This is a genomic window from Maricaulis sp. (assembly GCF_017643475.1).
Classification (GTDB): domain Bacteria; phylum Pseudomonadota; class Alphaproteobacteria; order Caulobacterales; family Maricaulaceae; genus Maricaulis.
Genome location: NZ_JAEPNI010000002.1, coordinates 675011 through 701760, shown reverse-complemented (window position 1 = coordinate 701760; position 26750 = coordinate 675011). Strand labels below are relative to the sequence as shown.

21 protein-coding genes are annotated in these 26750 nt (G+C 61.0%); 14 read left to right on the top strand and 7 right to left on the bottom strand.

The annotated features are described in order from the left end of the window. Window positions 1-59 precede the first annotated feature (59 nt). A complete protein-coding gene (locus JJ889_RS10745) occupies window positions 60-458 on the top strand; it encodes a helix-turn-helix domain-containing protein (protein ID WP_291894925.1) in 399 nt (132 codons plus the stop codon). Continuing rightward, the gene (locus JJ889_RS10740; protein ID WP_291894923.1) at window positions 455-820 is read left to right on the top strand and encodes a hypothetical protein; all 366 of its coding nucleotides are present in this window, start codon (window positions 455-457) and stop codon (window positions 818-820) included. Before JJ889_RS10745 ends, JJ889_RS10740 begins: the two co-directional genes overlap by 4 nt. Here JJ889_RS10740 and JJ889_RS10735 read toward each other — a convergent pair. The 4 genes from JJ889_RS10735 to JJ889_RS10720 all read right to left on the bottom strand — a co-directional run bounded on the left by JJ889_RS10735 (window position 812) and on the right by JJ889_RS10720 (window position 4877). Next, window positions 812-2779 carry a cation:proton antiporter gene (locus JJ889_RS10735; RefSeq protein ID WP_291894922.1) on the bottom strand — a complete coding sequence of 656 codons (1968 nt, stop codon included), beginning with the start codon at window positions 2777-2779 and terminating at the stop codon, window positions 812-814. The two genes, JJ889_RS10740 and JJ889_RS10735, sit on opposite strands and share 9 nt — an antisense overlap. Window positions 2780-2874: 95 nt before the next feature. After that, window positions 2875-3366: a hypothetical protein gene (locus tag JJ889_RS10730; RefSeq protein ID WP_291894920.1), complete on the bottom strand. Its 492-nt coding sequence runs from the start codon at window positions 3364-3366 to the stop codon at window positions 2875-2877. Between the two features lie 106 nt (window positions 3367-3472). Next, a complete protein-coding gene (locus JJ889_RS10725) occupies window positions 3473-4504 on the bottom strand; it encodes a helix-turn-helix transcriptional regulator (RefSeq protein WP_291894918.1) in 1032 nt (343 codons plus the stop codon). A 67-nt stretch (window positions 4505-4571) separates the two neighbouring features. After that, on the bottom strand, window positions 4572-4877 hold the full coding sequence (locus JJ889_RS10720) for a hypothetical protein (RefSeq protein WP_291894917.1): 306 nt from the start codon (window positions 4875-4877) through the stop codon (window positions 4572-4574). Between the two features lie 155 nt (window positions 4878-5032). Between JJ889_RS10720 and JJ889_RS10715 the strand changes: the two genes are divergently transcribed. From JJ889_RS10715 to JJ889_RS10705, 3 genes are read left to right on the top strand one after another with little or no spacing between them, the layout of a single operon-like run. After that, window positions 5033-6499, top strand: coding sequence for an efflux RND transporter periplasmic adaptor subunit (locus JJ889_RS10715; RefSeq protein WP_291895195.1), 1467 nt, complete (start codon window positions 5033-5035; stop codon window positions 6497-6499). Next, a complete protein-coding gene (locus JJ889_RS10710) occupies window positions 6496-7176 on the top strand; it encodes an ABC transporter ATP-binding protein (protein ID WP_291894915.1) in 681 nt (226 codons plus the stop codon). The genes JJ889_RS10715 and JJ889_RS10710 overlap by 4 nt, the downstream gene beginning before the upstream one ends. After that, window positions 7173-8408 carry an ABC transporter permease gene (locus tag JJ889_RS10705; protein ID WP_291894914.1) on the top strand — a complete coding sequence of 412 codons (1236 nt, stop codon included), beginning with the start codon at window positions 7173-7175 and terminating at the stop codon, window positions 8406-8408. Before JJ889_RS10710 ends, JJ889_RS10705 begins: the two co-directional genes overlap by 4 nt. Before the next feature lie 131 nt (window positions 8409-8539). On the opposite strand, the gene JJ889_RS10700 is transcribed toward JJ889_RS10705, so the two are convergent. Continuing rightward, a complete protein-coding gene (locus JJ889_RS10700; protein ID WP_291894912.1) occupies window positions 8540-11968 on the bottom strand; it encodes a PAS domain-containing protein in 3429 nt (1142 codons plus the stop codon). Window positions 11969-12164: 196 nt separating this feature from the next. Here JJ889_RS10700 and JJ889_RS10695 point away from each other — a divergent pair, with 196 nt between their 5' ends. From JJ889_RS10695 to JJ889_RS10685, 3 genes are all read left to right on the top strand, one after another. Next, window positions 12165-14024, top strand: coding sequence for a dipeptide ABC transporter ATP-binding protein (locus tag JJ889_RS10695; RefSeq protein WP_291894910.1), 1860 nt, complete (start codon window positions 12165-12167; stop codon window positions 14022-14024). A gap of 81 nt (window positions 14025-14105) precedes the next feature. Then, window positions 14106-16955, top strand: a complete 2850-nt coding sequence (locus JJ889_RS10690; protein WP_291894907.1) for a pitrilysin family protein — start codon at window positions 14106-14108, stop codon at window positions 16953-16955. A gap of 11 nt (window positions 16956-16966) precedes the next feature. After that, on the top strand, window positions 16967-17560 hold the full coding sequence (locus tag JJ889_RS10685) for an FKBP-type peptidyl-prolyl cis-trans isomerase (RefSeq protein WP_291894906.1): 594 nt from the start codon (window positions 16967-16969) through the stop codon (window positions 17558-17560). Here the strand turns inward: JJ889_RS10685 and JJ889_RS10680 are convergent. After that, a complete protein-coding gene (locus JJ889_RS10680; protein WP_291894904.1) occupies window positions 17557-19041 on the bottom strand; it encodes a pilus assembly protein in 1485 nt (494 codons plus the stop codon). The genes JJ889_RS10685 and JJ889_RS10680 overlap by 4 nt on opposite strands. Window positions 19042-19144: 103 nt before the next feature. On the opposite strand from JJ889_RS10680, the gene argE reads away from it, so the two are divergent. Continuing rightward, complete coding sequence (gene argE, locus JJ889_RS10675; protein ID WP_291894902.1) at window positions 19145-20311, top strand: acetylornithine deacetylase; 1167 nt, start codon at window positions 19145-19147, stop codon at window positions 20309-20311. After that, the gene (locus JJ889_RS10670; protein ID WP_291894900.1) at window positions 20308-20805 is read left to right on the top strand and encodes a GrpB family protein; all 498 of its coding nucleotides are present in this window, start codon (window positions 20308-20310) and stop codon (window positions 20803-20805) included. The genes argE and JJ889_RS10670 overlap by 4 nt, the downstream gene beginning before the upstream one ends. A 46-nt stretch (window positions 20806-20851) precedes the next feature. Here JJ889_RS10670 and JJ889_RS10665 read toward each other — a convergent pair whose 3' ends face one another. Next, on the bottom strand, window positions 20852-22063 hold the full coding sequence (locus JJ889_RS10665) for an NAD-dependent epimerase/dehydratase family protein (protein WP_291894898.1): 1212 nt from the start codon (window positions 22061-22063) through the stop codon (window positions 20852-20854). A gap of 416 nt (window positions 22064-22479) precedes the next feature. Here JJ889_RS10665 and gap point away from each other — a divergent pair, with 416 nt between their 5' ends. The 4 genes from gap (at window position 22480) to JJ889_RS10645 (ending at window position 26717) form a co-directional block, all read left to right on the top strand. Beyond that, complete coding sequence (gap, locus tag JJ889_RS10660) at window positions 22480-23493, top strand: type I glyceraldehyde-3-phosphate dehydrogenase (protein WP_291894896.1); 1014 nt, start codon at window positions 22480-22482, stop codon at window positions 23491-23493. Window positions 23494-23516: 23 nt separating this feature from the next. Next, a complete protein-coding gene (locus JJ889_RS10655; RefSeq protein WP_291894895.1) occupies window positions 23517-24728 on the top strand; it encodes a phosphoglycerate kinase in 1212 nt (403 codons plus the stop codon). Window positions 24729-24858: 130 nt separating this feature from the next. Further along, on the top strand, window positions 24859-25896 hold the full coding sequence (locus tag JJ889_RS10650) for a class I fructose-bisphosphate aldolase (protein ID WP_291894894.1): 1038 nt from the start codon (window positions 24859-24861) through the stop codon (window positions 25894-25896). A 122-nt stretch (window positions 25897-26018) separates the two neighbouring features. Further along, a complete protein-coding gene (locus JJ889_RS10645) occupies window positions 26019-26717 on the top strand; it encodes a peptidoglycan-binding domain-containing protein (protein ID WP_291894893.1) in 699 nt (232 codons plus the stop codon). Window positions 26718-26750: the final 33 nt, after the last annotated feature.

Here is a 26750-nt window from a genome sequence, read left to right as displayed (position 1 = left end):
AAACAAAATGCAACTAGTATACTTTTTGTAACCACTAACTTTGTTGCAGCGAGGGTTTCATGGGCGGGCGTGTCGAAACAGCCAGTGACGGGCGCAAGGTCACAGTATCGGAGTGCACCGAACCCTGTGCCATCGAACGCGGAATGCGGGTTCTGGGCGGCAAGTGGACGGGCTCTGTGCTCTGGCATCTCAAGGACGAGCCCGTGCGGTTCAATGATCTTTGCCGGATGATCGGCGGGGCCAGCAAGAAAATGATCTCCGATCGCCTGCGTCATCTCGAGGCTCACGGCCTGGTTTCGCGGACCGTTCTCGAGACCTCTCCGGTAGCGGTGGAATACTTCATCACGGCGCACGGGCGCACCGCACTGGACTTCCTGGGAGCCCTGAAGGACTGGAGTGAAGCGGAGGTGGTTGGGCCGGAGTCGAGCGTGGTTTCATCCCGGGCGCGCGGTTCATGACGGTCGAACCCGGTATACGTCTCGAAGATCGGGTCAGGGAGGTCCTGACCCCTCTACCGGCGGCTGTGAAAGCCGCCGACACTTTCCCGGTCATGAGCATCGGTGAAGCCCTGACGGAATTGGTTACCTGGAAAAACCTTTCCGTACTCTGCGGTCATGTCCTGCATCAATGCGCGCGGGACTATTCCCGGGATGGCGACCTGTTGGTCGGTCTGGTTCTGGAAAATCTGATTATGGATAAGGCCTGCCGATGGCGCGAGATTGAGGCTGAACTCCTCCGTTTCGCGACCAGAAACGCCAACGACGGCGACGAGATGGCGTTCGTCACGGAGATGCTGGAGCATCTTGGTCGGCTACCCTGACGTTTCTTTGTCCTCTCCCCCGTCTTCGCAGTCCACGCCTTCACAGGCTGCACGGATCGCATCCATCTTCGCGCGGAGCTCCTCTTCGCGGGGACCGGAGATTTCCTTGACCGCGTTGATATAGGCCTCGTTCTGGGTGGCCGGGATGGAGCTGTCGTAGAATTCGGCCAGCGTGATCATCGAGGCGCGATCGCTTTCATCAAACGCCTGGGCCATCGCAACTGCGTGTTCGTGATCAATACCCAGTGCCTCAAAGGCTGATCGGCCCATGCGGATCGAACTGTCATAGTAGCTGCGGATAATGTCGCGGCAGCCCGCTTCGTAGAGCTCGTAGACATGGTGGCGATTTTTTGCGCGCGCCATGATGTGGACGTTGGGATGATGCCGTTTCACATAGCGAACGAGATTGGTGATCTTGTCCTGATCATCGATGGCGATGACAAAGAGTTTCGCCTCGGCGATTCCGGCCGCGGCCAACAGGTCCGGCCGGGTCGCATCACCATAATAAACCTTGATCCCGAACATGCGCAGCATGTCCAGCTGGGCCGCGGAATAGTCTACAACCGTGGCGTTGAAACCGGCGGCGCTGAGCATGCGGCTGATGAGGCCGCCCACGCGGCCATGGCCGGCGATGATGATCTTGTTGTCCTCGTCGATCTCGTCACTTTCAGCAGCCTGGTCAGCGGAGAATTTCGGTGAGATCAGGCGCTCGTGGATGATGAAGAGCAGCGGCGTCAGCAACATGGAGATGGCGACGACCAGGGACAGGCGGTCGGTGATCGCCGCCGGAAGGACGTCCGCGCTGGCCGTGAAGGAGAGCAGGACAAAACCGAACTCGCCGGCCTGGGCTAGGCCGAGGGTGAGCAGCCAGAGATTGGAGCCCTTCAGGCCGAAAATCTTGCCCAGGATATAGAGTACGGCCGCCTTGAGCAGGATCAGGCCAAGCACGGCGCCGATGATCATCTGCCATTCTGCCGAGAGCAGGGCGAAATTGATGCTGGCACCGACGGTCATAAAGAACAGGCCCAGCAGGAGGCCGCGGAAGGGATCGATGTCCGATTCCAGCTCGTGGCGGTATTCGCTGTTGGCGAGGACGACACCGGCGATGAAGGTGCCCAGGGCCGGTGAAAGCCCGACCAGGCTCATCAGCAGCGCGATGCCGATCACCATCATCAGGGCGGCGGCGGTGAACAGTTCGCGCATTTGCGAGCGGGCGATGAACCGGAAGAGCGGCCGGGTCAGGAAGCCACCGGCGAACACCACGAACGCCACGGCGCCCAGCGTGACAAGCGCGGCTTGCCATCCGGGCAGGTGCGCGACCAGGCTGAGGGAGGAACCGTGATCCCCGTCATCATGATGGGCATCATCGCCGTGGCCCGCGTCACCATAATGGCCGACCTCGGTGGCGGCATGGGCGGCATCGGCGGCGAACTGCGCCATCAGGTCCGGCACCGCCAGCAACGGGATGAAGGCGAGCATCGGGATAACGGCGATGTCCTGGAACAGGAGGACGGAGAAGCCGGACTGGCCGCCATCAGATTTCATCAGTCCCTTTTCATTCAGGGTCTGCAGGACGATTGCGGTCGAGGAGAGGGCAAGGATGAGACCGATGGCCAGGGCAAATTGCCAGGGTTGGCCGAAGGCCATGGCGATACCGGTGATGGCGGCGGTTGTGCCCGCGACCTGCAGACCGCCCAGGCCTAGCAGCCGGGCGCGCATCTCCCACAGCAGTTTCGGCTCCAGCTCCAGACCGACAAGGAAGAGCATCATGACCACGCCGAATTCGGCAAAGTGCTGGATCGAGACCACATCGACGCCCAGCAAGCCCAGAAGCGGCGATATCGCGATACCCGCGATCAGATAACCGAGGACGGAACCCAGTCCCAGACGGGTGGCAATAGGCACCGCGATGACGCCGGCGATCAGAAATGTAAATGCCAGCAGAAGGAAGTCGGTCATTGAGAGGAGCCCCCGCCCAGGTCTTGTCGGCCAATATGATCCAAGATGCGGACCAGCTGGCGAACGTCAATAGCCGGGCGGGAACTCCACCGGGGTTATTGCGCGGCCATCTGGTCGAACCAGCCGCGATACATAGGTGCGATGGTTTCGGAATAGAAGAGGAACTCCGGAATGTCCCGGCGCAGGGCCGCATTGTCGGCGGCAAAGGCGGTGAACATGGCGGTGTCATGGGTCGGCTCGCCGTAGATGCCGCGCAGGTCGGCAGCAAAGCCGTCCAGCTCGTCCTGTTCGATGAGAACCCAGACGAAGGCCATGCTGTCATCGGCAAAAACGAACTCGGCGAGGCGTGAACCGCCTGCATGCTCGAAACCCTGGCAATTGACCTGGACGTGGGAGGTCTGCGCGATTGGCAGCTCTGCCGGGTCGAGCGTGACCGCCTCCCAGGAAGCGCAGCGCGTGTCGAACACCGGGCGCAATTCGTCCAGGCTGGCGTCGAACCGGATGCTGTTATCGAGTGTCAGATCGCTGGCCGTCGCCGTGGAGCAGGCAGAGGTGGCAATGAGGGCGGCGGCAAGAAGGGTACGCATTGGGCAATCTCCGTTGTTGAAGCGTTGCCCGGTTTGAAGCGCGTTCTTGCCATGGCGTCGTCCCGGATCCTGTTTCAGGGCGTCCCGAAACCTGTTTCAGGACAGATTAGCCGGATTTATGGCCCTGGAAGGCTTGGGTCGGGGTCTGTCCGGTCTCCTCGCGATAGATGCGATTGAAGGCGGACTTGGAGTTGAAACCCGCCTCGTAGGCGAGCTCGATGACTGTTCGGCGATCATTGTCCGGATCCGCCATCAGGCGGTCGACTTCCGCGACCCGGAAGCGATTGACGTAACGCGAGAAGCTCTGGCCGCCGTGCAGGTTTATGGCGCGTGAAGCGTCCCGCTGACTGATGCGTAGCTTGCTGGCGATCTCGGCGAGGCTGAGGCGGGGTTCGCGCCAGAGTTCCTCCCCGACGAGGAGGGTGTTGATGCGCTGGAAAACCGGTCCGAAATCCGTGCTCTCGGGCTCTTCCGCACGGGGCTCGATGTCGAGCACGGGCAGGGCGCCGCTGAGATCGTCATGTGCCCGCGCCCGAACGAACATGGCGGTCATCAAGGTGGTGACCGAGGTGATGACGAGGCTGAGTGCGAGATCATCGGAAAGACCCAGATCGGCCAGGCGTGCGACTTCACGCAGAATGTCCAGCGCGGCGAGAGCGGCGAAGGCAATGAGCGCCTGCAGCACCCAGCCAAGGCTGATCGCAGCGCTGTCGGAGCGGAATTGCGGACTTTGTCGACCATGGCGCAGCAGGAGGCGGCAGGCGAGGGCGATGTAGATTGCCAGGCTGGGCAGGCCAAAAACATAGGGAACAGGCAGTGCAGGCTGCCAGGCGGCGATGATCAGGGCTGGCACCAGGTGGACCAGGTCACGCAGATCGAAGCGCCGGTCCTGTTCCACAATGCCCAGCACGAAGAAATAGAAGGCCGGGCCATAGACCAGCCCGAAGGCGCTGGTGATGTCGAGTTCGGGCCCGAGAAACCCTTCGCTGACACCCAGATTGGTCAGCATGTGAAGGCCGAATGTGCCTGCCAGCACCATCAGCCCGCGCAGGCGTCTGCGCATGGCCAGGGCCAGGCAGAGCAGCAAGCTGTGATAACCTGCCAGAAGCTGGATGATGTCGAGCTGGGAAAGGGTCATATCCATCCTTTGAGCAATGGATCATGACCATAATTCGGACCGATACGACAAGACACGACGTTCGTGACTAGCCGAAAATTTGCGTCCACAGCGTGATGAGAACTGCGAAGTTGAAGCCCAGCCCGACTGTTGTAGCCAGTGATGCGAGCCCGGCAGCAAAGATCAACATCAGTGCCCTCAAAGGGATCATGGCCATGGCACGGGCCCGGTCGGCACCCGTCCAACGAGGCCGGGTCATCTGTTCCCACAGATCGTTGAAACCGCCACGCCATAGGATCAGCGTCAGCAAGAGCCACATGCCTCCGCCGAAAATCGGTGCAAGATCGATCAACACCCCCATGCCGGGTGCGGAAAGCAGGTCTTCGAACTCCACAGGTATAGCCTTTCCCCTCTTCCCGCCTATGTACCGTGGCGACGGGTTGTCGGCCAGAGAAACCTGACTGCAAATAAAACGACAGGATTGCCGGTGGCCGTCGTACAACACTCGAGCTCATCTTGGGGCTGGCTTAGGGGATGTGAGTGACACAGATGAAGTGGATTATCGGAATCGCGGTTGTGGCCGCGCTGGCTGTTGGTGGCTGGTTCTTCACCCGTGGTGGGGAAAGCGCTGGCGAAATTCGCATTGAAACAACAGCTTCGCAGACCGGCAATGTACGCCGTTCCGTGGCGGCGTCCGGCGCTGTTCGTGCGCTCGTGACTGTCGAGGTCGGCTCCCAGCTCTCCGGTCAGCTGGCTGAACTTCATGTCGATTTCAACGACACGGTCGAGGAAGGCCAGGTGATCGCCCAGCTCGATCCGCAAACTTATGAGACGCGCGTGCGTGAGGCAGAAGCGTCGCGCGCCACCGCGGCGGCCTCGCTGGAATTGCAGCGCGCGAGCTATCAACGCGTGCAGGCGAATACACGATCTTCGCGTCTGGATTTCCAGCGCATCGAAACCCTCGCCCAGCGCGGCAATGCTTCCCGGGCCGCCCTCGACAATGCCCAGGCTTCACTGGACGCAGCCGAGGCGGAACTGTCCGTGGCCCGAGCCCAGATCGCCAACGCCGAGGCCGTTCTGCAGCAGCGTGACGCCACGCTGGCAGGCGCCCGGATCGATCTGGATCGCACCACCATTCGCGCGCCGATCAACGGGATTGTTGTCGACCGCGCTGTGGATGAGGGGCAGACCGTCGCGGCGAGCCTTTCCGCACCAACGCTGTTCACCATCGCCCAGGATCTGAGCCAGGTTCAGGTCGACGCCCAGATCGACGAGGCCGATATCGGTCAGATCCGTGAGGGCCAGTCCGTCAGCTTCACGGTAGACGCTTATCCAGGTGTACAGATGAGTGGCGAGGTTGAGCAGATCCGCCTTGCGCCGACGGCCTTGCAGAATGTCGTGACCTACACTGTGGTGGTCTCCGCCGCCAATCCGGGCCAGCGCCTTCTGCCAGGCATGACGGCCAATATGGATATCGTCACCGGTGAACGCCAAGATGTCCTGGTTGTTTCCAACGCGGCCTTGCGTTTTCGGCCATCTCCAGCGCTTGCAGATCGCTCCGACCCGCTGCCGGAAGCCGGTGCGGGTGGCCCTCGTCGTGGCGGCCAGGGTGGCGGTCGTGGCGGTCCGGGTGGTCAGATGGCCCGGATGGCCGAGCAGCTCGGCTTGAGCCAGGACCAGCAGGATCGCGCTCAACAGGCGTTCCGGTCAGCTTTCGGCCGTGCCGCGGCACAAGCGCAATCGGGTGGGGAATTTGACCGGGCTGCGGTTCAGCAGGAAATCGATCGCGAGCTGCAGTCGATTTTCACGCCTGAACAAATGGCGCAGTACCGGGAGCTTGCGCGGCAGGCGCGGGAAACCCGTCCGGGCACGATCTGGGTCGAGACCGCCGAAGGCCGCCTCGAAGAGCGCCGCGTGCGTCTGGGTATCAATGACAGCCAGCAGACGGAAGTCGTGGGCGGTAATCTGGAGCCGGGCGAGGCGGTTATCGTGCGCGCCCGCGAGGTGCGCGAATGAGCACGCTGATTGACTGCCGCAATCTCACCAAGACGTATGAGATGGGCGACACGACGATCAATGCCTTGGCGGGGGTCTCGATCTCGATCGAACAAGGTGAGTATGTTGCTGTGATGGGGGCGTCCGGTTCCGGCAAGTCGACCTTCATGAACTTGCTGGGCGCGCTGGACACGCCAACCTCGGGGCATTTACGGGTCGCGGGCAATGCGTTGTCCGAATTGAATGCAGACCAGCTTGCCGATTTTCGCTCAGGCTCGATTGGCTTTGTCTTCCAGCAATTCAACTTGCTTCCCCGCACCCCGGCGGTGGAAAATGTCGCTTTGCCACTGGTCTATGCGGGCGTGCCCGCAGCTGAGCGCAATCGTCGCGCCCTGGCGCGTCTCGATCAGGTTGGGCTGGCGGATCGAAGCCACCACCACCCCAAGCAATTGTCCGGTGGTCAGCAGCAGCGTGTTGCGATCGCGCGGGCGCTGGTCAATGACCCCGCCATCATCCTGGCTGATGAACCAACCGGGGCGCTGGACAGTCGGACTTCGGAAGAGGTGATGGGAATTTTCGATCAGCTCAATCGTGACGGTATCACCATCATTCTGGTCACTCACGAGCAGGATGTCGCGGACCATGCCAAACGCCAGCTCGTCTTCCGTGACGGACTTGTTGTGGAGGATCGATCATGAACCTGCTCTCATCCATCGGCGTGGCGCTCATCGCGTTGCGGGTTAACTTCCTGCGCAGTGCCCTGGCCATGCTGGGCATAATTATCGGAGTCGCTTCGGTAATTGTTCTTGTGTCGATCAGTGAAGGAACAAAACGCGCTGTTGAGGCGCAGATTGACAGTTTCGGCGCCAATCTCCTGATCATCCGACCCGGTTCCAGCATCTTTGGTGGGCGACGTGGCGGGGCAGGTTCGGCTTCGCCCCTGACCGACCTTGATGTGCAGGCCGTGCGCGATGAGATCGCCGGGCTGTCCGGCGTTTCCGGTGAAGTGCGAACAAGTGTCACCGCTGTTTTCGGTGGTGTGAACTGGACGACCAGCGTGACCGGCGTCAACGCAGACTATTTTGACGCCCGGGGATGGGTGATTGACGAGGGGCGTGCGTTTTCGGCATCGGAGGACGAATCCGGCCGCCGCTATGCGGTTATTGGCCAAACACTGGTCAACGAGCTCTTCGATGGCGCCAGTCCGATCGGACAGTCCCTGCGTGTCAGTGGTCAGCCCGTTGAAGTGATCGGCACTGTTGAGGCCAAGGGCGAGACCAGCTGGGGACAAGATCAGGATGACGTGATCTTCATGCCTCTGGAAACAGCGCGCAGTCGCCTGGGTGCCGGTGTCCGGGGCCCAACCCGCGATCCTGTTCAAACCATGTATGCGGACGTTTCTGCGGGTGAGGATACCGATCGGGTCATTGCCGATATCCAGGACCTGCTTCGGATCCGGCGCGACATTGCCCCCGGTGCCGCGGACGACTTCACAGTTGCGTCGCTCGCCGAGTTCATCCGTGCCCGTAACGAGACCGAAAACCAGCTCGGCCTTCTGCTGGCCGTGGGTGCCGGCATCGTGCTTCTGGTGGGGGGGATCGGCATCATGAATATCATGCTGGTCTCAGTGACCGAACGAACACGGGAGATCGGCCTGCGTCTCGCAGTCGGGGCCAAGCGCCGCGATATCCGCAATCAGTTCCTGATCGAGAGCATCGTGCTCTGCCTGATCGGAGGTGGTCTGGGCCTGGTCGCTGGCATTGGCGGCACCTCGGTTTATGCGAATGTCGGCCAGCTGGATATCGCCGTCAGTCCGCTGATTGTTGGCGTTGCTGTCGGAGCTTCACTGTTTGTGGGCGTTTTCTTTGGTCTCTACCCAGCTCAGAGGGCGTCCCGGCTGAACCCGATCGACGCGCTCCGCTTCGAATAGGCATTCCGGGACCTTCCTCGCGCCTTGCTGCGCGCACCGACGCCATCACTGCTGTCCAATGGTCTCCGTCCTTTTAAAGGGCGGGGATCGGGGGTGGCATTGATGGCGTTCCGGAGCGGTGCCTTGGACCGCTATTCCTCATCAACGCCCTGGAAGCCGATCGGGCGGGGAATTTCGATGTAGAAGGTGGAGCCTTTGTCCGGTTCTGACTCGACCCAGACTTCGCCGCCATGTCGCTGGATCGCCTGGCGGACGATGGCGAGGCCGATGCCGGTCCCCTTGTATTCGGAGCGGGTGTGCAGGCGCTGGAACGGGGCAAAAATCTTGTCGGTAAACTTCGGGTCTAGCCCGATGCCGTTATCCTTGACAGAAATCCGCACCCGATCTTCGAAACGGGCGAACCGGATTTCGATTTTCGGCGTCTCTTCACGGCGGTATTTGATGGCATTGCCGACGAGATTGTAGAGCGCCTGTTTGATCAGGGTCGGGTCGCCGCGCACCACCGGCAAGTCCTCTATGTCCAGCTCTGCGGAATTCTCCTCGATGGCGCCAGCGAGCAGTTCACGCACCTCGCTGACGATCGCGTTGAGCTCGATCCGTTCCAGGCGCAGCGGCTGGCTGGCCATGCGGGAATAGCTCAACAGGTCATCAATCAGCGTTTGCATGCGCTGAGCGGCGTCGACCAGGAAATCCAGGGAACGCACACCTTCCTCGTCCAGTCGGTCGGTGTAGCGACGGCGGATGAGCGAGGCGAAGGCGCTGATCTTGCGCAGGGGTTCCTGCAAGTCGTGGGAGGCGACGGTGGCAAACCGGTCGAGTTCCTTGTTGGAGCGTTCCAACTGTTCATAGGCCGTCCGCAAGGGTGTGACGTCGGTCATCACGGCGAAGCTGCGAAGCGGCGTGCCATCGTCTCCGCGCTCAAGGAAAGAGGACAGCAACACATCTACGGTCCGGCCGTCCTTGCGCTTGAACCGGTAGGGTGTGTTGGCTTGGTGACCGGTTCGGAAAAGCTCCGGCAGCATGTGCTCGATAGCGCGTTCCCGCGATTCATCATCCAGGAAATCGATGGACTTCTTGCCGATGACCTCCTCGCGCTCATAGCCGAAATAGGAGAGCCAGTAGTCAGAGACCTGGATCATGTCTCCATCGGCGTTGATGGTGTGCATCATTGCCGGCGTCGAGCGATAGACCTGTTCGAAACGCAGACGTTCGGTCGAGGCGAGGTCGCGTGCCTTGTGGATCTCGTCGACATCAACGACCACGCCACTCGTGACCCTCGCACTTCCATCTGGATATCGCTCCACCACGCGACCGGACGTGCGGACCCACATCCACTCGCCATCATCGGCGTGTACGCGATAGCTCAGCGCTGCCAGGTCATTTCCCGGTTCGTTCAGTCGTTCGCGGGACGCCTCAAGCTGGGGAATATCATCCGGGTGAACGCGATCCATCCAATCTTCGATCGGTATGACGATCTCCGGATTGTCGTCGAAGAACATCCGCGAGAATGTGCCGCGCATCCACATCTGGTTGGTGCTGCGGTCAAAGCGCCACAGGCTGATTGCGCCGGTCTGGATGGCATCCTCGACCTGGCTTTCCCGTTCCGCCAGCAATTCAGAGGTTTCGAACTGGGCGGTAATGTCAGTCATGGCACCGACAGCGATGGTAGGCCGGCCCTGATCGTCCCATTCGGTTACCCGGCCACGATTGTGCAGGCGGACCCATCCATCGGCGGCCGAATTGTAGCGGACGATGTAGTCGACGGTTTCACGTTCGCCCTTCATGAAGGCGAGGGATGCTGTGTCCGCGGTGCTGCGGTCTTCCGGGTGCACACCCTCGGCCCATTCCTGATAGGTCGTCAGCGCATCACTGTCGCCCAGCCCGATCATGCGGCTGAGAACGCCGGTCACCTCGGTGACCTGGGTTTTCAGATCCAGCCTCCACGCACCTTCATTGGCGGCATCCATGGCGTTCCGCAGCAGGCGTTGTGAGGATTCGACCTGGTGCTCCAGGGATTTTCGCTCGGTGACATCGGTAACCAGGCCAACGGCATGGGTGGGGCGGCCGCTCTCGTCGACCGAGGAGACGGCGCCGCTGACATCTACCCAGACGATTTCGCCATCATCGGTAAGCATTCGGAAAGTCGAGAAATAGCGCGCGTCCTCGCCTTGCATGGAAACGTCGTCAATCTCCCTGCGCACGCGGTCCCGGTCATGTTCGGAGACGTTCCGCAACCATTTCTCGACCGGGTGGGTGTTCGTCGCTCTGGACAGGCCGAAGACAGAGTTGATGCGGCCAGTGATCTCCAGCTCATCGCGGCCGAAATCGATCTCCCAGACGCCGTGAAGGCCGGCATCCACAGCCCGGGAGATGCGCCTCTCACTCTCGGCCAGCTTCTGTTTCAGCTCGATTTCGGAGGTGATGTCGATCAAGACACCGGAGGCCAGCCGACGGTTGCCAGGGGCGTCGATGAGGCCGCCGCGGGAGTGCATCCAGCGCCATTCATCTGTTCGGCTGTCCAGCAGGCGATAGACTGCGTCGAGCTGATCGGTGCGACCATCAGCGAGTTCGCGCAGCTGGTCGGCAACATTCTGGCGTTCGTCTTCATGCGTTGCCTGCAGCCAGATCCGGCCATCAATCGTCTCGGGTTCGTCCGGGATGCCGAGCATTTCGCGGATCTCGCCGATCGGCGTGACCTGTAGCGTCCTGGCGTCAACCTCCCAGGCGCCGCATGAACCGGCATTGATGGCACTGTCGAGTTGTTTTTCGCGCCGGGCCAGTTCGAGTTCCAGGTTTTGCCGGTCGGTGACATCGGAGATGACGCCCGTGATCCGGTGAGCGGATCCGTCCGAGGCGTATTCGCTGACCTTGCCGCGTGTGTGAAGCCAGCGTTCCTGACCGTCGGCCCGCGCTGCCCGATAGGTCAGGTCCAGCGGCAGGCCGGGTGAGGAACGGATCTTGTCTATGGCCGTTCGGAATGAGCCGCGATCATCTTCGTGAATGACCTGGGCCCAGCGGTCCAGGCTGATCGTGGCATCGGCTGATGCAATGCCCAGAAACTCGTTGATGAAGCCGCGGGTCGAGCCCAGCCCGGTGGCCAGGTTGAGGGAAAAGGCGCCTTCATTGGCTGAAGCGAGGGCGGCACGCAGCTGGATGTCGCTGGCCTCGAGCTTGGCCTGCATGGCCAGGCGGCTGGTGACATCCGTGATGATACACAGGAGGCCGATGCGATTGCCGTTGTCATCCTCGATGGGGCAGCCGACGGTCTCGCCATCAAAAATACGGCCATTACGCGTGCGATAACGCACCAGATAGGGTTTCGAGCTTTCCAGGCGATCAGCGTTAGAGCCGTAATGCGAAAGTCCCAGGCGACCATAATCGCGAGGATCAGCGTAGAGCACCTCGCTTTTCTTGCCGAGGATGTCTGCTTCCGCATAGCCGAACATGCGCTCTGCTGCGGCGTTCAGGGCGGTCAGCTCCCGGTCGAGATTGGCCGCGATCACAGCAGACGTCGTGTGGCGGTAAAGCGCACGCATCAGATCAGCATTGGCAGCCGACATACGAGCCTTTCTGTTCGCATCGTCCGGAAGTGGAGATTTGCGAGTCTCCCTATCTTGCAACTCGATAAGCAAAAGTGAAGGGCGCTGGGGCGCTTGCATCATTTATGTGCGTGCAGCTGCTCAATGAAATGTGTGCTGGCCAAACGGTCCTGCGCGGATAGACTGCGCGCCACCTTCATTACTGCGGAGTTGAGTTGTGACGTTATCCCGTGCCGAGGCCTCGAGCGAAGGACCTGTTCTCAAGGTCAGCGATCTCAATGTGACGTTCGATACACCGGACGGTGCAGTCGATGCCGTGCGGGGCGTGTCGCTGGAAATCAACTCCGGTGAATGCCTTGCGGTCGTAGGTGAGTCCGGCTCCGGCAAGAGCCAGACCTTCCTGTCGGCGATGGGGCTTCTGGCCTCCAACGGCAGGGCCAGTGGATCGATCCAGTATCGCGGCAAGGAAATCCTGGGCCTGCCCCCGGGCAAGCTCAACGCGGTGCGCGGCAAGAAGATGACGATGATCTTCCAGGATCCGCTAACCTCGCTGACGCCTCACATGCGTGTGGGCAGCCAGTTGCAGGAAGTCCTCGGCATCCATCTCAATCTCAAGGGCGAGGCGGCCGAGAAACATGCGCTGAACTGGCTGGAGCGTGTTCGTATTCCCGAAGCCAAGCGCCGTCTGCGCCAGTATCCGCACGAATTGTCCGGTGGCATGCGCCAGCGTGTGATGATCGCCATGGCCATGCTCTGTGAACCTGATCTCCTGATCTGCGATGAGCCGACAACAGCGCTGGACGTGACGGTCCAGGCCGAGGTGCTGGACATCATGGACGAGCTGAAGCGTGAAACCGGGGCGGCCCTGGCGCTCATCACCCACGATATGGGTGTTGTGGCGCGCATGGCCGACCGTGTGCAGGTCATGAAGAACGGCGTTTATGTTGAAGGCGGTGACGTCAACCAGATCTTCAAGGCGCCGACCGACGACTATACCAAGATGTTGCTGGACGCGATGCCGCGCATTGACCAGGCCGACCGCCCGGGACACACGCCGCTGGGCCCGCCGCCGGCCAATGATGTCGAGCCGATGCTCGAGGCCGAGGATGTGCGTGTCCAGTTCCCGATCCGCGTGTCAGGCGGTTTCTTCCCGGAACACAAGACGCTGCGTGCCGTGGACGGGATCAGCTTTGACCTCAGACAGGGCGAGACGCTGGGCGTTGTGGGCGAGTCTGGTTGTGGCAAGTCCACCCTGGCGCGCGCAGTCCTGCGCCTCGTACCATCGCACACCGGTACAGTGAGCTGGCTTGGTAAGGATCTGCTGAACATGGGCTCCAGGAAGCTGCGTGAAGCCCGCCAGGGCCTGCAGATCGTCTTCCAGGACCCGCTGGCCTCGCTGGATCCGCGCATGACGATCGGCGCCTCCATCGCCGAGCCGCTGCAGACGCACCGCCCGAACATGAAACGCTCGGAGCGCCAGAAACAGGTGCGCGAGATGATGGAAAAGGTCGGTCTCGACCCGAACATGATCAACCGCTATCCGCACGAGCTTTCCGGTGGCCAGAACCAGCGTGTCGGCATCGCCCGTGCGATGATCCTGAAACCGAAACTGGTTATCTGTGACGAGGCCGTTTCGGCACTGGATGTTTCGATCCAGGCCCAGATCGTCGAGCTTCTTATCAAGCTGCAGCAGGAGATGGGGCTGGCAATGATCTTTATCTCCCACGACCTGTCTGTCGTGCGCGAGATTTCCCACCGTGTGATGGTTCTGTATCTGGGCCGTGTCGTGGAACTGGCCGATCGCGACCAGATCTATACGGACGCCCGTCACCCTTATACCAAGGCTTTGATCTCCGCCGTGCCTGTGCCGGACCCGGAGGTCGAGAAGTCGCGTAAACGTCTGAAGCTGGATGGTGAATTGCCATCGCCAATGGATACGCGTGCGCAATTGCGTTTCATGAAGTCCAAGATCGTCGACGATCCGGATGTGGAGCAGTACCGCCCGCAGCTGATCGAAGTCTCTCCGGGGCACTGGGTTGCCGAACATGACCCGGTCGACGAGGATAATGCAGCCTGAGGCGTCTTGCCTCGAATTCATTCGACACCGGGCAGGGGGACGCCTAGTTGTGACGAAATACTTCCCGGGAGAGGGTGTCTAATGCTCCGTACAATGCAAACCGGCCTCCTGGCCTCGCTGAGCGCTGTTGCGCTCGCGGCATGCCAGCCGGCAGCTGGTCCTGTCGAACCGGTTGCCGAGTTCATTTTCGCGCATGAAACCAGCGACCTTCCGGTCGATCCGGCCGTGCGTTACGGACAGCTCGACAATGGTTTGCGTTTTGCGATCATGCAAAACTCCACGCCAGAGAATGTCGCTGCTGTTCGTCTTGTCTTCAATGTCGGCTCGCTGGCCGAGAGCGAGGACCAGCGCGGCCTGGCGCACTTCATCGAGCACATGGCCTTTAACGGCTCCACCAATGTGGAAGAAGGCGACATGGTTCCACTGCTGGAGCGTTTCGGGCTCCAGTTCGGCCCTGATACCAATGCCTTCACCGGCTTTGAAACTGTCGGGTACCAGCTCGACCTGCCGGAAGCCGATGCCGAGACGCTCGAAACCGCGCTCTTCCTGATGCGGGAAACCGCGAGCGAGCTGACGATGGACATCGAGGCCATCGATCGTGAGCGCGGTGTCATCCTTTCCGAGGAACGTTTCCGCGACACGCCGATCCGTCGCTGGAACAATGCGCTGAACCGTTTCCGCTTCCCAGGCACGTTGGTGGCTGATCGCGATGCTATTGGCACGACGGAAGTGATCGAGACGGCCGGGCGCGAGCAGTTCCTGGATTATTACGAGAATTTCTACATTCCCGGACGGGCCATGCTGGTGGTCACCGGGGATATTGATGTCGGGGATGTCGAGTCGCGCATCCGCGAGCGTTTCTCTGACTGGGAACAACCGGAAAACCCGCGTCCTGATCCGGAGATCGGTGAAGTCGAGGACGGTCGTCCCTTCTCCGTCGGCTACTTTTACGATCCGGAAGTTTTCACCATCCTGACCATCGATGCGATCCGCCCGCATGTGCACCGGCCGGATACGCGCGAGGAGCGTTTCAACAATAACCTGGCAGGCTTGGGTGATGCCATTCTCAGCCGCCGTTTCGATACTATCGTCAGTTCCGGTGTGTCCCCGCTACTGCAGGCGCAGGTTTCGCACGGAACCAGCTATGAGATTGCAGACCGAGCGTCGGTTCTCGCCGTATCCGCTCCGGATCGCTGGGAAGAAGGACTGGCCCTCGTCGAGCAGGAATTGCGCCGCGCTCTGGAACACGGTTTCACCCAGGCCGAGCTGGACGAGCAACTCGCAAACCAGATCACAAGCCTGGAGTCGGCCGCGGATCAGTCCGCCACGCGAGACAGTTCATCGCTGGCAGATAGCATCTGGTCGATGTGGCGAAACGAGATGGTGTTCACGACACCGCAATCAGGCCTGGAGCGTTATCGTGAGAGCCTGCCTGGCATTACGCTGGACGCCGTGAACGAGGCATTCAGTGCCCAGTGGGACGGCGTCGAGCCGCTCGTCTTCATGGCCAGCTCGACCGAAATGCCCGACGCGGATCGCCGTATCCGTGATGCCTGGAAACAGAGCAATGAAATTCCGGTCGAGCCGCCGGTGGAGACTGGCACAGCCGAATTCGCCTACACTGATTTCGGTGCGGCCGGCTCGGTTTCCGAGCGCAGTGAGATCGAGGATCTTGGTGTTGTACGCGCACGTTTCGAGAACGGCGTGTCGGTGACCTACAAATACTCTGAGTTTGAGGATGAGCGGGTCAATGTCCGCATCGATTTCGGTGCCGGATCGCTGGAGCCGCGCGCGCTTCCGGCTGTTGACGTCGTTGCAGGCGCGATCTTCACCCAGTCCGGTCTTGGCGCCCATTCGTTTGACGAGCTGGGACGCGTTCTGGCCGGTCGTGATCTCGGGGTCAATTTTGGCGTCGGCGACCAGTCATTCATCTTTTCCTCGAGCACCACGCCGGGTGATTTCCTGGCCCAGCTGCAGCTGTTTGCGGCCTATATGACGGATCCGGGCTGGCGTCCGGAGGGGCTGGCGCGTTTTCGTGCCGTGGCGCCGGAAGTGCGGCGCAACTTCTACTCCTCGCCGACGGGTGTTCTTCAGGCTGACGTCGCGCGTCTCCTGCGTAGCGGTGACACGCGATACGGCAATCCGACGGAAGCGGAGCTGGCCGATATCGACATGCCGGCGATCCAGGCTTTCCTGAGCGAGGCACTGGCAACTGCACCCATAGATATCACCATTGTGGGCGACCTGCCGGAAGCAGCAGCCATGGACGCCCTGGCTCAGACATTCGGAGCCTTGCCGGCCCGTGCCGACAGCTGGCCGCGTTATGACGAGTCTCGTCAGGTCAGCTTCCCGGCACCCAATGCAGAACCGCTGGTGTTGCGCCACAATGGTCAACCGGACCAGGTGATGGCCAATACCTATTGGGCCACGACGGACAGCAATGATACGCGCCACGACCGCACGATCAGCCTGCTGCGGGCCGTTTTTGACCTGAAGCTGACCGAACGCCTGCGCGAGCAGGACGGCTTGACCTATTCTGCCTTTAATTCGGATGTCTCCTCCGACGTTTATCCCGGTTATGGATATCTGTGGGTCGGTGTTGATGTCAGCGCCGAAAACCTCGCAGCGACCTATGATGCCGTGGATGAGCTGGCGGCCGCCCTGGCCAATGGCGATATCAGCGAGGACGAGATGTTGCGGGCTCGTCGTCCGCTGTTGGAGCAGATCGAGGACGCGTTCCAGAGCAATGGCGCATGGACGTCCTGGCTGTCAGGTTCCTGGCGTGACCCGAACCGTCTTGAGCGTATCCGTTCGCTCGAAAGCGATTATGCAACTGTCACGATCGAGGAAGTGACCGCCGCCGCGCAAACCTATCTGCAGGCCGAGAATGGCTGGCGTGTCTCGATTATTGCCCGCGAGGCAGAGGAATAGGGGAGAGACCCATGAACACTCGTTTCATTTCCGTATCCGCACTGGCGCTGACTCTGGCCGCCTGTTCCGGTGGCACCCGCTTTGAAGGTGACCTGGCCGAGCAACGCAATTGTGAAATCCCCGATGGTGAGGGTTTCATCACCCTGGCCGGTTTTGACCACACCGAGCGCAATCCGCAGACGGCACGTGAGCAATCGACCGCTTATCTGGATGTCGTGCGTGAAGGGACGTGTGTCTTCGAGACCGAGAGCGGGTTGCTGTATCGCATTCGCCGGGCCAGCCAGGACGGGGCTTCCCCGATCTCCGGTGATATGGTCACCGTCCACTATCGCGGCCTGCACCCTAATGGCGAGGCGTTCAATGACAGCTATGCCCTGGGTGACCCGGCGACGTTTGATTCCAGCCGCCTGATCGGTGCGTGGGTGGAGGCCCTGCCGATGATGCGTGTCGGCGAGGAGTGGGAACTCTATGTCGATCCTGCTCTGGGTTATCGCGAGCGTGGCACGCCGGGCGGTCCGATTGGTCCGAACGAGGCGCTGATCTTCACGCTCGAACTGCTGGCGATCCCGAGCCAGGAAGAAGAGACCGAGGAAGAGGCCGGCTAGCGCGACAGGCGCAGATTGGTCAGATCGCCCGCGATCATCTCGAACGCGTCGCGCAGGGCTGAACTGGACGGCGAGTCGAAATAGAGGCTCGGATTGGATGCGCAGTCCTGCATGAGATTGCGCGTGGATGACGAGTTCACCTGGAAAGTGATCGTGTAAACACGAATGCCCAGTCGCTTGGCTTCGTCGCACGCCGCTGTGAGCCGGCTGTTTAGACGGCTTGCCAGCGTCGAGAAGCTGCTCGAGGTCGTGCCGAGTCGCCCGAAGCGAGAAAAACCGTAAGCACCGTAATCGGAGCGGAGATCAGTCGATCGGCCGTACATCACGTTTTCGCCGTCGGTCAGGATCACCATAGCCTTGATGACCTCGCGATCATCCCAGGTCGTGCCTTCCGTAAAAGGTTCTTCCGGAGAGATCACACGGATGCCCCAGCCGACACCCTGGGGGATGTTGGTCGTGCCACTCGCACCCATGCGGTCAATCGCGTTTTCAATAGTATTTTGCGAGGTCGTCAGAGGCGTGATCGGCGTCGTCGTGCAGCGCATATTCGGGCCGTAGTCACGCAGGATCTGGGCATCGTTGTATTTGCCCATCTGACGCAGGCGCTGACGGTAGTTACCGGTACGGCCATCGTTGAGATAATCGTTCCTGTAATCACTGTCATTGTCAGGTTCGTCTGGTGCGAAATACGGGAAGAACAATGTTGACGGATCGCCGGGCGAAGGGGGCGTGTTGTCGATGTCCATCGGAATGGCGCGCGCTTCAACGCAGCCGTCCCAGTCCTCGTAACGCATGCGATCAAACAGATCCCAGTGATTGGCGTCGCGGCCCCCTGACCAATCGCCATGATCGGGGTTGTCGCCATTGGGATCCATCCACCAGACTCGCTCGTAATTGGTGCCCACATTCACCGTCGCCGCAAACGGCACCAGGCCAATGCGTACATCACCGGGTTCCTCGGCGGCTTCGTGCAGGATTTCGGTCAGCAGTTCCGCGCTGTCCCGCAGATCACGAATCTTGGAGCCACCCATCGAACCCGTATTGTCGAGCACCATGACGAGTTCCAGGCGCGAGCGGGCGCGCTGGACCTCTGTCTGCCAGTTCACGGTGAGATAATCGATCCCGATCAGGCCCAGGATAATCGTTTGAACCTTGGCTTGCCCTGTTACAGTGACGGTGTCGGACTGATTGTTCATCGACACCTGGACATTTACGACATCGCCCAGTTCGCGCCCCGGATAGTTCGCTGAAATGAAATCACGCGCGATATCCAGCGCATCCGCGTCGGAAATGCTTGGGTTCACGCCCACGGCCAGAGCCGCAGCGTCGAGGGCTTGGGACAGGCGGGTGCGCGCATTCATGGCCTGGGAGAAGTCGACGGCGCCGCCGGACAATACCGTCACGGGCAACAAGGACAGGGCGAAAATCATCGCGACATTACCGCGACGATCTCTCCAGAAATCGCGTAGCCAGTTCAGCATTTTCACCATCACCCGGGCGCATTTGCGCCTTTTCTACCTGACAGCATAGGGCGGGCGTCTTAAGGATGGGTTCCCGAACACGACTAATTTTAGCGAAAATGCCATGCCGAACAGCGTCTTCCTTGACACCGCCATCGACGAGCTGCGCACGCTCGTCGCCTTTGATACGACCTCCCGAAACTCCAATCTCGAGCTGATCGATTATGTCGAGGGCAAGCTCACAGCGCTGGGGGCCTGGTGTGAACGCATTCCCAGTCCGGACGGGCGCAAGGCCAATCTGCACGCGGTATTTGGCCCCAAGGTGGATGGCGGTATCGTGCTGTCCGGCCATACCGATGTGGTGCCGGTGGATGGTCAGCCCTGGACGACTGACCCTTGGGATCTGACCGAGAAGGACGGCCTGCTCTACGGGCGCGGGACCTGTGACATGAAGGGCTTTTCGGCCTGCATCCTGGCGCTGGCGCCGAAAATCGCCGCTGCTGACCTGAAGCGGCCGGTCCATATCGCCCTGTCCTATGACGAGGAGGTCGGCTGTCTCGGGGCTCCGTCGATGATTGACCAGATCATGAAAGGCGCTTTCAAGCCCGAAACTGTCGTGGTGGGCGAGCCGACGGACATGAGGGTTGTCACCGCCCATAAGGGCCTCTTCTCGATCATCGTCAAACTGCGCGGCAAGGAAGCCCACAGCTCGCTGGTCAATGATGGCGCCTGCGCCGTGACCCATGCCGTGCCGCTGATGAATTACCTGGTTGAACAGGCCGGGGTTATGCGGGAGGCCGCACCGGATGACAGCCCGTTCGACCCGCGGCACGGCACGCTGACCATTGGCGAGGTAAAGGGCGGAACCGCGCTGAACATTCTCGCGCTGGATGCCGAGTTCGGTTCACTGATGCGACCCTGCCCGTGGGATGATGTGCACGCCATCGCAGAGGGGCTGAAAGCACGCGCAGCTCAAGTCGAGGCGCGCATGCGCGAGCATGCGCCCGATGCGTCCGTGACGGTTGAAGTCCGCTCGGACGTCCCGGCCTTCGCCCCAGAGGATGACGGCGCTGCCGAACGCCTGGCGCGCCAGATCACCGGCGACAACTCCACGCGCGTGGTCAGCTATGGCACCGAGGCCGGCCAGTTCCAGGCCGCCGGCCTGTCGGTCGTCGTTTGCGGCCCCGGCTCCATCGAACAGGCCCACCAGCCGGATGAGTTCGTGACGATCAGCCAGCTCGACCAGTGCTGCGTGTTCCTGGACAAGATGACGGGGATGATGGGGGCGTGATCACGCCCTACAACCCGGATTGGCCGAGATCTTTCGCGCTGGAGCGGCAGCGCCTGCAGGGGTTGATCGAGGCTGTTTCCATCGATCACATCGGCAGCACATCCGTCCCCGGTCTCGCTGCCAAGCCGATCATCGACATTCTGGTTGCCGTTGAGGCAGTGGAGCGTCTCGACGAAAAAGCAGGCGTGTTACAGGCAGCGGGTTATGACGTCCTGGGTGAATACGGACTGGTCGGGCGTCGCTATTTGCGTCGGCATGCGCCGGACGGGTCACGTTCCCACCATATCCATGTCTATCAGCAGGGCGATGAGAGCCATCGCCGCCATCTGGTGTTTCGCGATTATCTCAGGATCCACGCCCATGAGCGTGATGCCTATACAGCTGCCAAGCTCGCGCTGGTCGAGGCGGGCGCCGATCGCAAGGCCTACCAGTCCGGGAAAGGCGCATTTGTCGCCGCCTTGGAACACCGAGCCCTCGCCTGGGCCGCGCAATAAAAAGGGCGCCACGACGGGCGCCCTTTCAATTCCTATCCAGCGGATCCTACTCCGCTGCCGTGGTCTCGGCTGGCGCTTCGGCAGCCGCTTCTTCACGGCCCTTGCCCCAGTAGGAGATGCACGGGATCTTCGAGCGGTCGCAGCGATCGGAGAATTTGCGGGCGATCTCGGTGACTTCTTCCATCAGGCCGGCGGCCAGCGTGATGGGCTTGAGGCCCATCTGCAGGAAGGTGTCATTTTCAACGTGCAGGTCGTTCTCGTCCGCTTCGTTGCGGGGGTTCGGAACCAGCTGGATCTCGGCGTTCGTCATGTCAGCGATCATTTTGGCCAGATCGCGCACACGGTGCGTCTCAGTCATCTGGTTCATGATCTGGACCTTGGCGCCTGCCGCTGGCGGGTTCTCGACAGCCAGCTGGATGCAACGAACCGTGTCCTGGATGTGGATGAAGGCGCGGGTCTGGCCGCCGGTGCCGTGCACGGTCAGCGGATAACCGACAGCGGCCTGCATCAGGAAGCGGTTGAGGACCGTGCCATAGTCACCGTCATAGTCGAAACGGTTGATCAGGCGCGCATCGCGCTTGGTGTCTTCCGTCTGGGTGCCCCAGACAATGCCCTGGTGAAGATCGGTGATCTTCACCTTGTCATTCTTGTTGTAGAAGTGGAAGAAGAGCTGATCCTGGGTCTTGGTCATATGGTAGATCGAACCCGGATTGGCCGGATAGAGAATCTCCTGATCCTTCAGGCCTTCGGACGTCTCAACCTTCACCTTGAGATAGCCCTCGGGGATCTTCATTCCCGCCGTGCCGTAGCCGTAAACGCCCATCGTGCCGAGGTGGACGAGGTGGATGTCTTTGCCGCTATCGACAATCGCGGCCAGCACGTCATTGGTGGCGTTGAGGTTATTGTCGACCGTATAGCGCTTGTGGCGCGCGGATTTCATCGAGTAGGGCGCGGCACGCTGTTCGGCGAAGTGGACGATCGTGTCCGGGTTCTCGTCCGCGATCAGATCCAGCAATTCCTGGTAGTCCTTGCCGATATTCATGTCGACAAATTTGATGTCGCGACCGGAAACCTCTTTCCAGGCGGCGAGACGTTCGCTCATCGGCCGGATCGGCGTCAGCGATTCAACCTCGAGCTCGATATCGATCTTGCGACGCGACAGATTGTCGACGATCACAATGTCATGGCCCAGATTGGAAAGGTGCAGGGCGGTCGGCCATCCACAGAAGCCGTCACCACCAAGAATCAGTACTTTCATAAGTCTCACGCCAGCCGAGGCGTCCTTTTGATGTCCCAGCGCATGTTTTTGCAGGCAGGGCTTGGCATTTCAAGCCCTGCATATGCGCAGCGCAGGTGGTGTTGCAGATTGTCGTTCGTGTCTTTGGCGAACCAAGTGCTTCTCGCTGTTCTGTTCTTTAGAACGGCCGCTTTGCAGACGGTCGAAGGCGTGATAGCGCGAACATAAGTTAAATATTGCGCGGTTGGGCGAAGTTTAGATTTCTTGTTCTGCGAATAAACTCATGCGCGGGCGTTCGCCCCGTTATCCCTGTTTCTGCAAAAAAATACTTCCATATAAAGAATCAGGGCCGCCAAAGGTGGACCTGAACCGTAAACGGAGCTAAATGCGCGCCAAAATTCATGCGCAATATTGCGCCTGTCTGAAGGAGAGTGGGTATGGCCCTTCGTGTTGCGATCACCGGTTTTGGACGTATTGGCCGCCTGGCCCTGCGCGCAGTTCTCGAAGAGAAGCGTTGGGGGGAGGTCGAGGTTGTTGCCATCAATGACAGCTCCACGCCGGAAACGAATGCGCACCTTTTGACCTATGACAGCGTGCATGGCCGCTATCCGGGCGAGATCAAGGTCGGTGATGACTGGATTGATGCCGGTTTCGGCAAGATCCAGAAAGTCTCCAACCGTGACCCGTCCAAACTGCCCTGGGACGATCTGGGCATCGACATCGTTCTGGAATGCACCGGCAAGTTCAACTCCAAGGAAGCCTCGATGGCCCACATCGAAGGTTCCGGCGCCAAGCGTGTCCTGTGTTCCGCACCGGCCAAGAACGCCGACAAGACCATCGTCTATGGCGTGAACCACGACCAGCTGACGGCCGACGATATCATCGTCTCCAACGCGTCGTGCACCACCAACGGCCTGGCGCCGGTCGCCAAGGTCCTCAACGACGCCGTTGGCATCGAGCGCGGTCACATGACCACGATCCACGCCTACACCGGTGACCAGCCGACCCTGGACCGCAACCACAAGGACCTGCACCGCGCCCGCGCTGCGGCCATGTCCATGGTTCCGACCTCCACGGGTGCGGCCAAGGCCGTTGGTCTGGTTCTGCCGGAACTGGTGGGCAAGCTGGACGGTGCTGCCGTCCGCGTGCCGACGCCGAACGTCTCCCTGATTGACCTGGTCTTCACGCCGGGCAAGGCCACCACCGCCGAGGAACTGGCGGAAGCGGTCAAGGCCGCAGCGGACGGCCCGATGAAGGGCGTTCTGGGTTATGACAATATCCCGCTCGTCTCCATCGACTACAATCATGACAGCCGCTCGTCTGTTGTTGCCCTGGACAAGATCAAGGTGATCGATGAACGCCTCGCCCGCGTCATGACCTGGTACGATAATGAGTGGGGCTTTGCCTGCCGCATGATCGACACCACGGTCGCGATGGGCAAATACCTCTAAGGCTTGGAAAAGGACGCGCTTTGATGACCCAGATCCGTCGCATTCAGGATGCAGAGGTCGCCGGCAAGCGCGTCCTCGTCCGTGTCGATTTCAATGTGCCGATGAAAGACGGCGCTGTCAGTGATGACACGCGCCTCAAGGCGGCGCTTCCGACGATTGAATACCTGCAGGAGCAGGGTGCCAAGACCATCCTGCTCGCGCATTTCGGTCGCCCAAAGGGGCAGCGTGTTGCCGAGATGAGCCTGGAGCCGGTCGGTCAGCCGCTGGCGGACCTGCTGGGCAGCGAGGTTTGTTTCGTCGATGACACGGTTGGCGATGATGCGCTGTCCGCGATCGCCGACCTCAATGACGGTGATGTCCTGTTGCTGCAGAACACCCGTTACGAGCCCGGCGAAGAGAAGAATGATCCGGACTTCGCACAGGCGCTGGCCGATCTCGGCGATATCTACGTCAATGATGCCTTCTCTGCCGCGCATCGCGCCCACGGCACGACGGACGGTGTCGCGCGCATCCTGCCGGCTTATGCCGGCCTGGCCATGCAGCGCGAGATCGACCACCTGGTCGCCGCCCTGGAAAAGCCGGAGCGTCCGGTTATCGCCCTCGTCGGCGGCGCTAAGGTCTCGACCAAGATCGACTTGCTGCAGAACCTGGTGAAGAAGGTCGACATCCTCTTTGTCGGTGGTGGCATGGCCAATACGCTGTTGTTCGCGCAGGGCGTGGAGATCGGCAAGAGCCTGTGCGAGAAAGACCTGATCGACACCGCGCGCATGATCCTGGCCAATGCCGAGGAAAGTGGCTGCAAGATCATGCTGCCGAGCGATGTGGTCCTGGCCCGGGAATTCGCCCCGAACCCGGAGACCCGCCTGGCGGCTGTTTCCGATGTCCATGACGACGAGATGATCCTGGATTGTGGCCCGGCCACTGTGACGGCGCTGTCGCTGGCCATGGATAGTGCCAAGACACTGATCTGGAACGGCCCACTGGGCGCGTTCGAGACACCGCCTTTCCATGCGGCCACTGTCGCTGCAGCGAACCAGGCTGCTAAACTGGCCAAGGATGATGGGTTGGTTGCGGTTGCCGGTGGCGGTGATACCGTTGCCGCGCTCAACCAGGCCGGGGTCGCAGACGACTTCACCTTCATTTCCACCGCCGGTGGCGCTTTTCTGGAATGGATGGAAGGCAAGGAATTGCCGGGTGTAGGTGTTCTGGTCGAAACCGCCGAAGAGGTGGCTTGACCAATAAGCAGATAGCCTGTCATAGAAGGCATGTTATCGTTAACGCATCGGGTCTCGTTCAGGGACGGTACCTGATGTGTCGAAAGACAGACAAACGCGGTTCGCCGCATAACCACTGCTGGGGATTACAATGGATCTCGACCTTCTCAACGAAACCGCCTGCGCCATGGTCGCACCGGGCAAGGGCATTCTCGCGGCGGACGAGTCCACCGGCACGATCGGCAAGCGTTTCGCTTCCATCGGCCTGGACAACACCCCGGACAATCGCCGTGACTGGCGCGAAATGCTCTTCCGCACCGAAGAAGCGATGAGCGAGCGTATCTCCGGTGTCATCCTGTATGATGAAACCATCCGCCAGAAAGCCGCTGACGGCACGCCGCTGGTCAAGCTGATCCAGGACGCCGGCTCCATCCCGGGCATCAAGGTTGATACGGGCGCGAAAGCGCTGGCCGGTGCCGAAGGCGAGATGATCACCGAGGGTCTCGACGGCCTGCGTGACCGCCTGGCCGACTATTTCGAGCTGGGTGCGCGTTTCGCCAAGTGGCGCGCCGTGATCAATATCGGCCAGGGTGGTGATGATGCCGTGCCGAGCCAGTATTGCATCGCGACCAACATGCATGCCCTGGCGCGCTATGCTGCGCTTTGCCAGGAAGCGTCCATCGTTCCGATCGTCGAGCCGGAAGTCATCATGGATGGCGACCACTCCATCGAGCGTTGTTACGAAGTGACCGAGTTCGCCCTCAAGACGCTCTATCGCGAGCTGTTCGACCAGGGTGTTGTTCTGGAAGGCTCCATCCTCAAGCCGAACATGGTCATCTCCGGCACCACCGGTCCGGACCGTGCGGGCATCGAGGAGGTCGCTGACATGACCGTCCAGTGCCTGGCCAATTGTGTGCCGGCCGCCGTTCCGGGCATCGCCTTCCTGTCCGGTGGCCAGACGGACGAGGAAGCCACTGCACACCTCAACGCCATGAACGCCTCTTACGAACTGCCGTGGCCGCTGACCTTCTCCTATGGTCGCGCCCTGCAGGCTGCTCCGCTGAAAGCCTGGGGCGGCAAGCCGGAGAACATCGCAGCAGGCCAGGCGGCCTTCAACCACCGCGCCAAGATGAACTGCCTCGCCGCTCTGGGTGAGTGGGAAGCCGACATGGAAAAAGAGCTGGCGTAAGGCCGGGGTTTCTTTGCCGATTTCCGAGGGCTCGCCGATTGGCGGGCCCTTTTTTTGTTGGGCTATCTTGAAAATCACCTGTTGCGGGATCATTCTTGGGTCAGCAACCGGAGGGTGTTTTCATGTTCAGGGGCGAAGACGTACTTGAGGTCGCGCGGAAGTATATCGGCGCGAAATATGTGCTGGGCGCGCGGGCGGTGTTGGCCAACAAGGACCACAAGGGGCCCTGGGATTGTGCCGAGCTGGCCTCCTGGTGCTGTTACCAGGCCTACGGCATCGTGTTTGGCACCTATGGACGCGATCCGCGCACAGCGGACGCCTATTCCGGGAAATGGTGGGAGGATGCGCAGAAGGCCGGCACCCTGATCTCGCTGGAGGAGGCGTTTGTGACGCCGGGCGCGGTCCTGTTGCGCAAGCCGGGAGCGAATGCCATCGGGCATGTCGGATTTTCGCGTGGCGATGGCGGCACCGTTGAGGCGCGTGGCCGCGCCTATGGTGTTGTCGAGACCGAGGATGCGCGGGGGCGTGCCTGGGATGGCGGTGCGCTGGTGCCCGGCGTCGAGTACAGCCAGGGCGCGCCGCTTGCGCCGCCGCCAAGGGTCAGCATGCTCTATCGGGTTCGCCACCCCTTCATGCGCGGCGAGGTCGTCGAACGCATCCAGAAAGCCTTGCGCAAGCGCGGTTTCCATCCGGGCCGGGCGGACGGTGTCTACGGCCCGCTGACGGAAGCTTCGGTGTTCAATTTCCAGGCTTTCAAGGGCCTGGCGGCGGACGGCATGGTCGGGCCGGAGACTGCCAGGGCGCTGGGCATCGACCTGTGAAGCCTGCCAAAGGTGCGCGCAAATAAAAACGGG

What these genes read in the sequence shown, in the direction of transcription:
- JJ889_RS10745 (WP_291894925.1), top strand. Translation starts at nt 60, where the DNA reads ATGGGCGGGCGTGTCGAAACAGCCAGTGACGGGCGCAAGGTCACAGTA.
- JJ889_RS10740 (WP_291894923.1), top strand. Translation starts at nt 455, where the DNA reads ATGACGGTCGAACCCGGTATACGTCTCGAAGATCGGGTCAGGGAGGTC.
- JJ889_RS10735 (WP_291894922.1), bottom strand. Translation starts at nt 2,779, where the DNA reads ATGACCGACTTCCTTCTGCTGGCATTTACATTTCTGATCGCCGGCGTC.
- JJ889_RS10730 (WP_291894920.1), bottom strand. Translation starts at nt 3,366, where the DNA reads ATGCGTACCCTTCTTGCCGCCGCCCTCATTGCCACCTCTGCCTGCTCC.
- JJ889_RS10725 (WP_291894918.1), bottom strand. Translation starts at nt 4,504, where the DNA reads ATGACCCTTTCCCAGCTCGACATCATCCAGCTTCTGGCAGGTTATCAC.
- JJ889_RS10715 (WP_291895195.1), top strand. Translation starts at nt 5,033, where the DNA reads ATGAAGTGGATTATCGGAATCGCGGTTGTGGCCGCGCTGGCTGTTGGT.
- JJ889_RS10710 (WP_291894915.1), top strand. Translation starts at nt 6,496, where the DNA reads ATGAGCACGCTGATTGACTGCCGCAATCTCACCAAGACGTATGAGATG.
- JJ889_RS10705 (WP_291894914.1), top strand. Translation starts at nt 7,173, where the DNA reads ATGAACCTGCTCTCATCCATCGGCGTGGCGCTCATCGCGTTGCGGGTT.
- JJ889_RS10700 (WP_291894912.1), bottom strand. Translation starts at nt 11,968, where the DNA reads ATGTCGGCTGCCAATGCTGATCTGATGCGTGCGCTTTACCGCCACACG.
- JJ889_RS10690 (WP_291894907.1), top strand. Translation starts at nt 14,106, where the DNA reads ATGCTCCGTACAATGCAAACCGGCCTCCTGGCCTCGCTGAGCGCTGTT.
- JJ889_RS10685 (WP_291894906.1), top strand. Translation starts at nt 16,967, where the DNA reads ATGAACACTCGTTTCATTTCCGTATCCGCACTGGCGCTGACTCTGGCC.
- JJ889_RS10680 (WP_291894904.1), bottom strand. Translation starts at nt 19,041, where the DNA reads ATGCTGAACTGGCTACGCGATTTCTGGAGAGATCGTCGCGGTAATGTC.
- argE (WP_291894902.1), top strand. Translation starts at nt 19,145, where the DNA reads ATGCCGAACAGCGTCTTCCTTGACACCGCCATCGACGAGCTGCGCACG.
- JJ889_RS10665 (WP_291894898.1), bottom strand. Translation starts at nt 22,063, where the DNA reads ATGAAAGTACTGATTCTTGGTGGTGACGGCTTCTGTGGATGGCCGACC.
- gap (WP_291894896.1), top strand. Translation starts at nt 22,480, where the DNA reads ATGGCCCTTCGTGTTGCGATCACCGGTTTTGGACGTATTGGCCGCCTG.
- JJ889_RS10655 (WP_291894895.1), top strand. Translation starts at nt 23,517, where the DNA reads ATGACCCAGATCCGTCGCATTCAGGATGCAGAGGTCGCCGGCAAGCGC.
- JJ889_RS10650 (WP_291894894.1), top strand. Translation starts at nt 24,859, where the DNA reads ATGGATCTCGACCTTCTCAACGAAACCGCCTGCGCCATGGTCGCACCG.
- JJ889_RS10645 (WP_291894893.1), top strand. Translation starts at nt 26,019, where the DNA reads ATGTTCAGGGGCGAAGACGTACTTGAGGTCGCGCGGAAGTATATCGGC.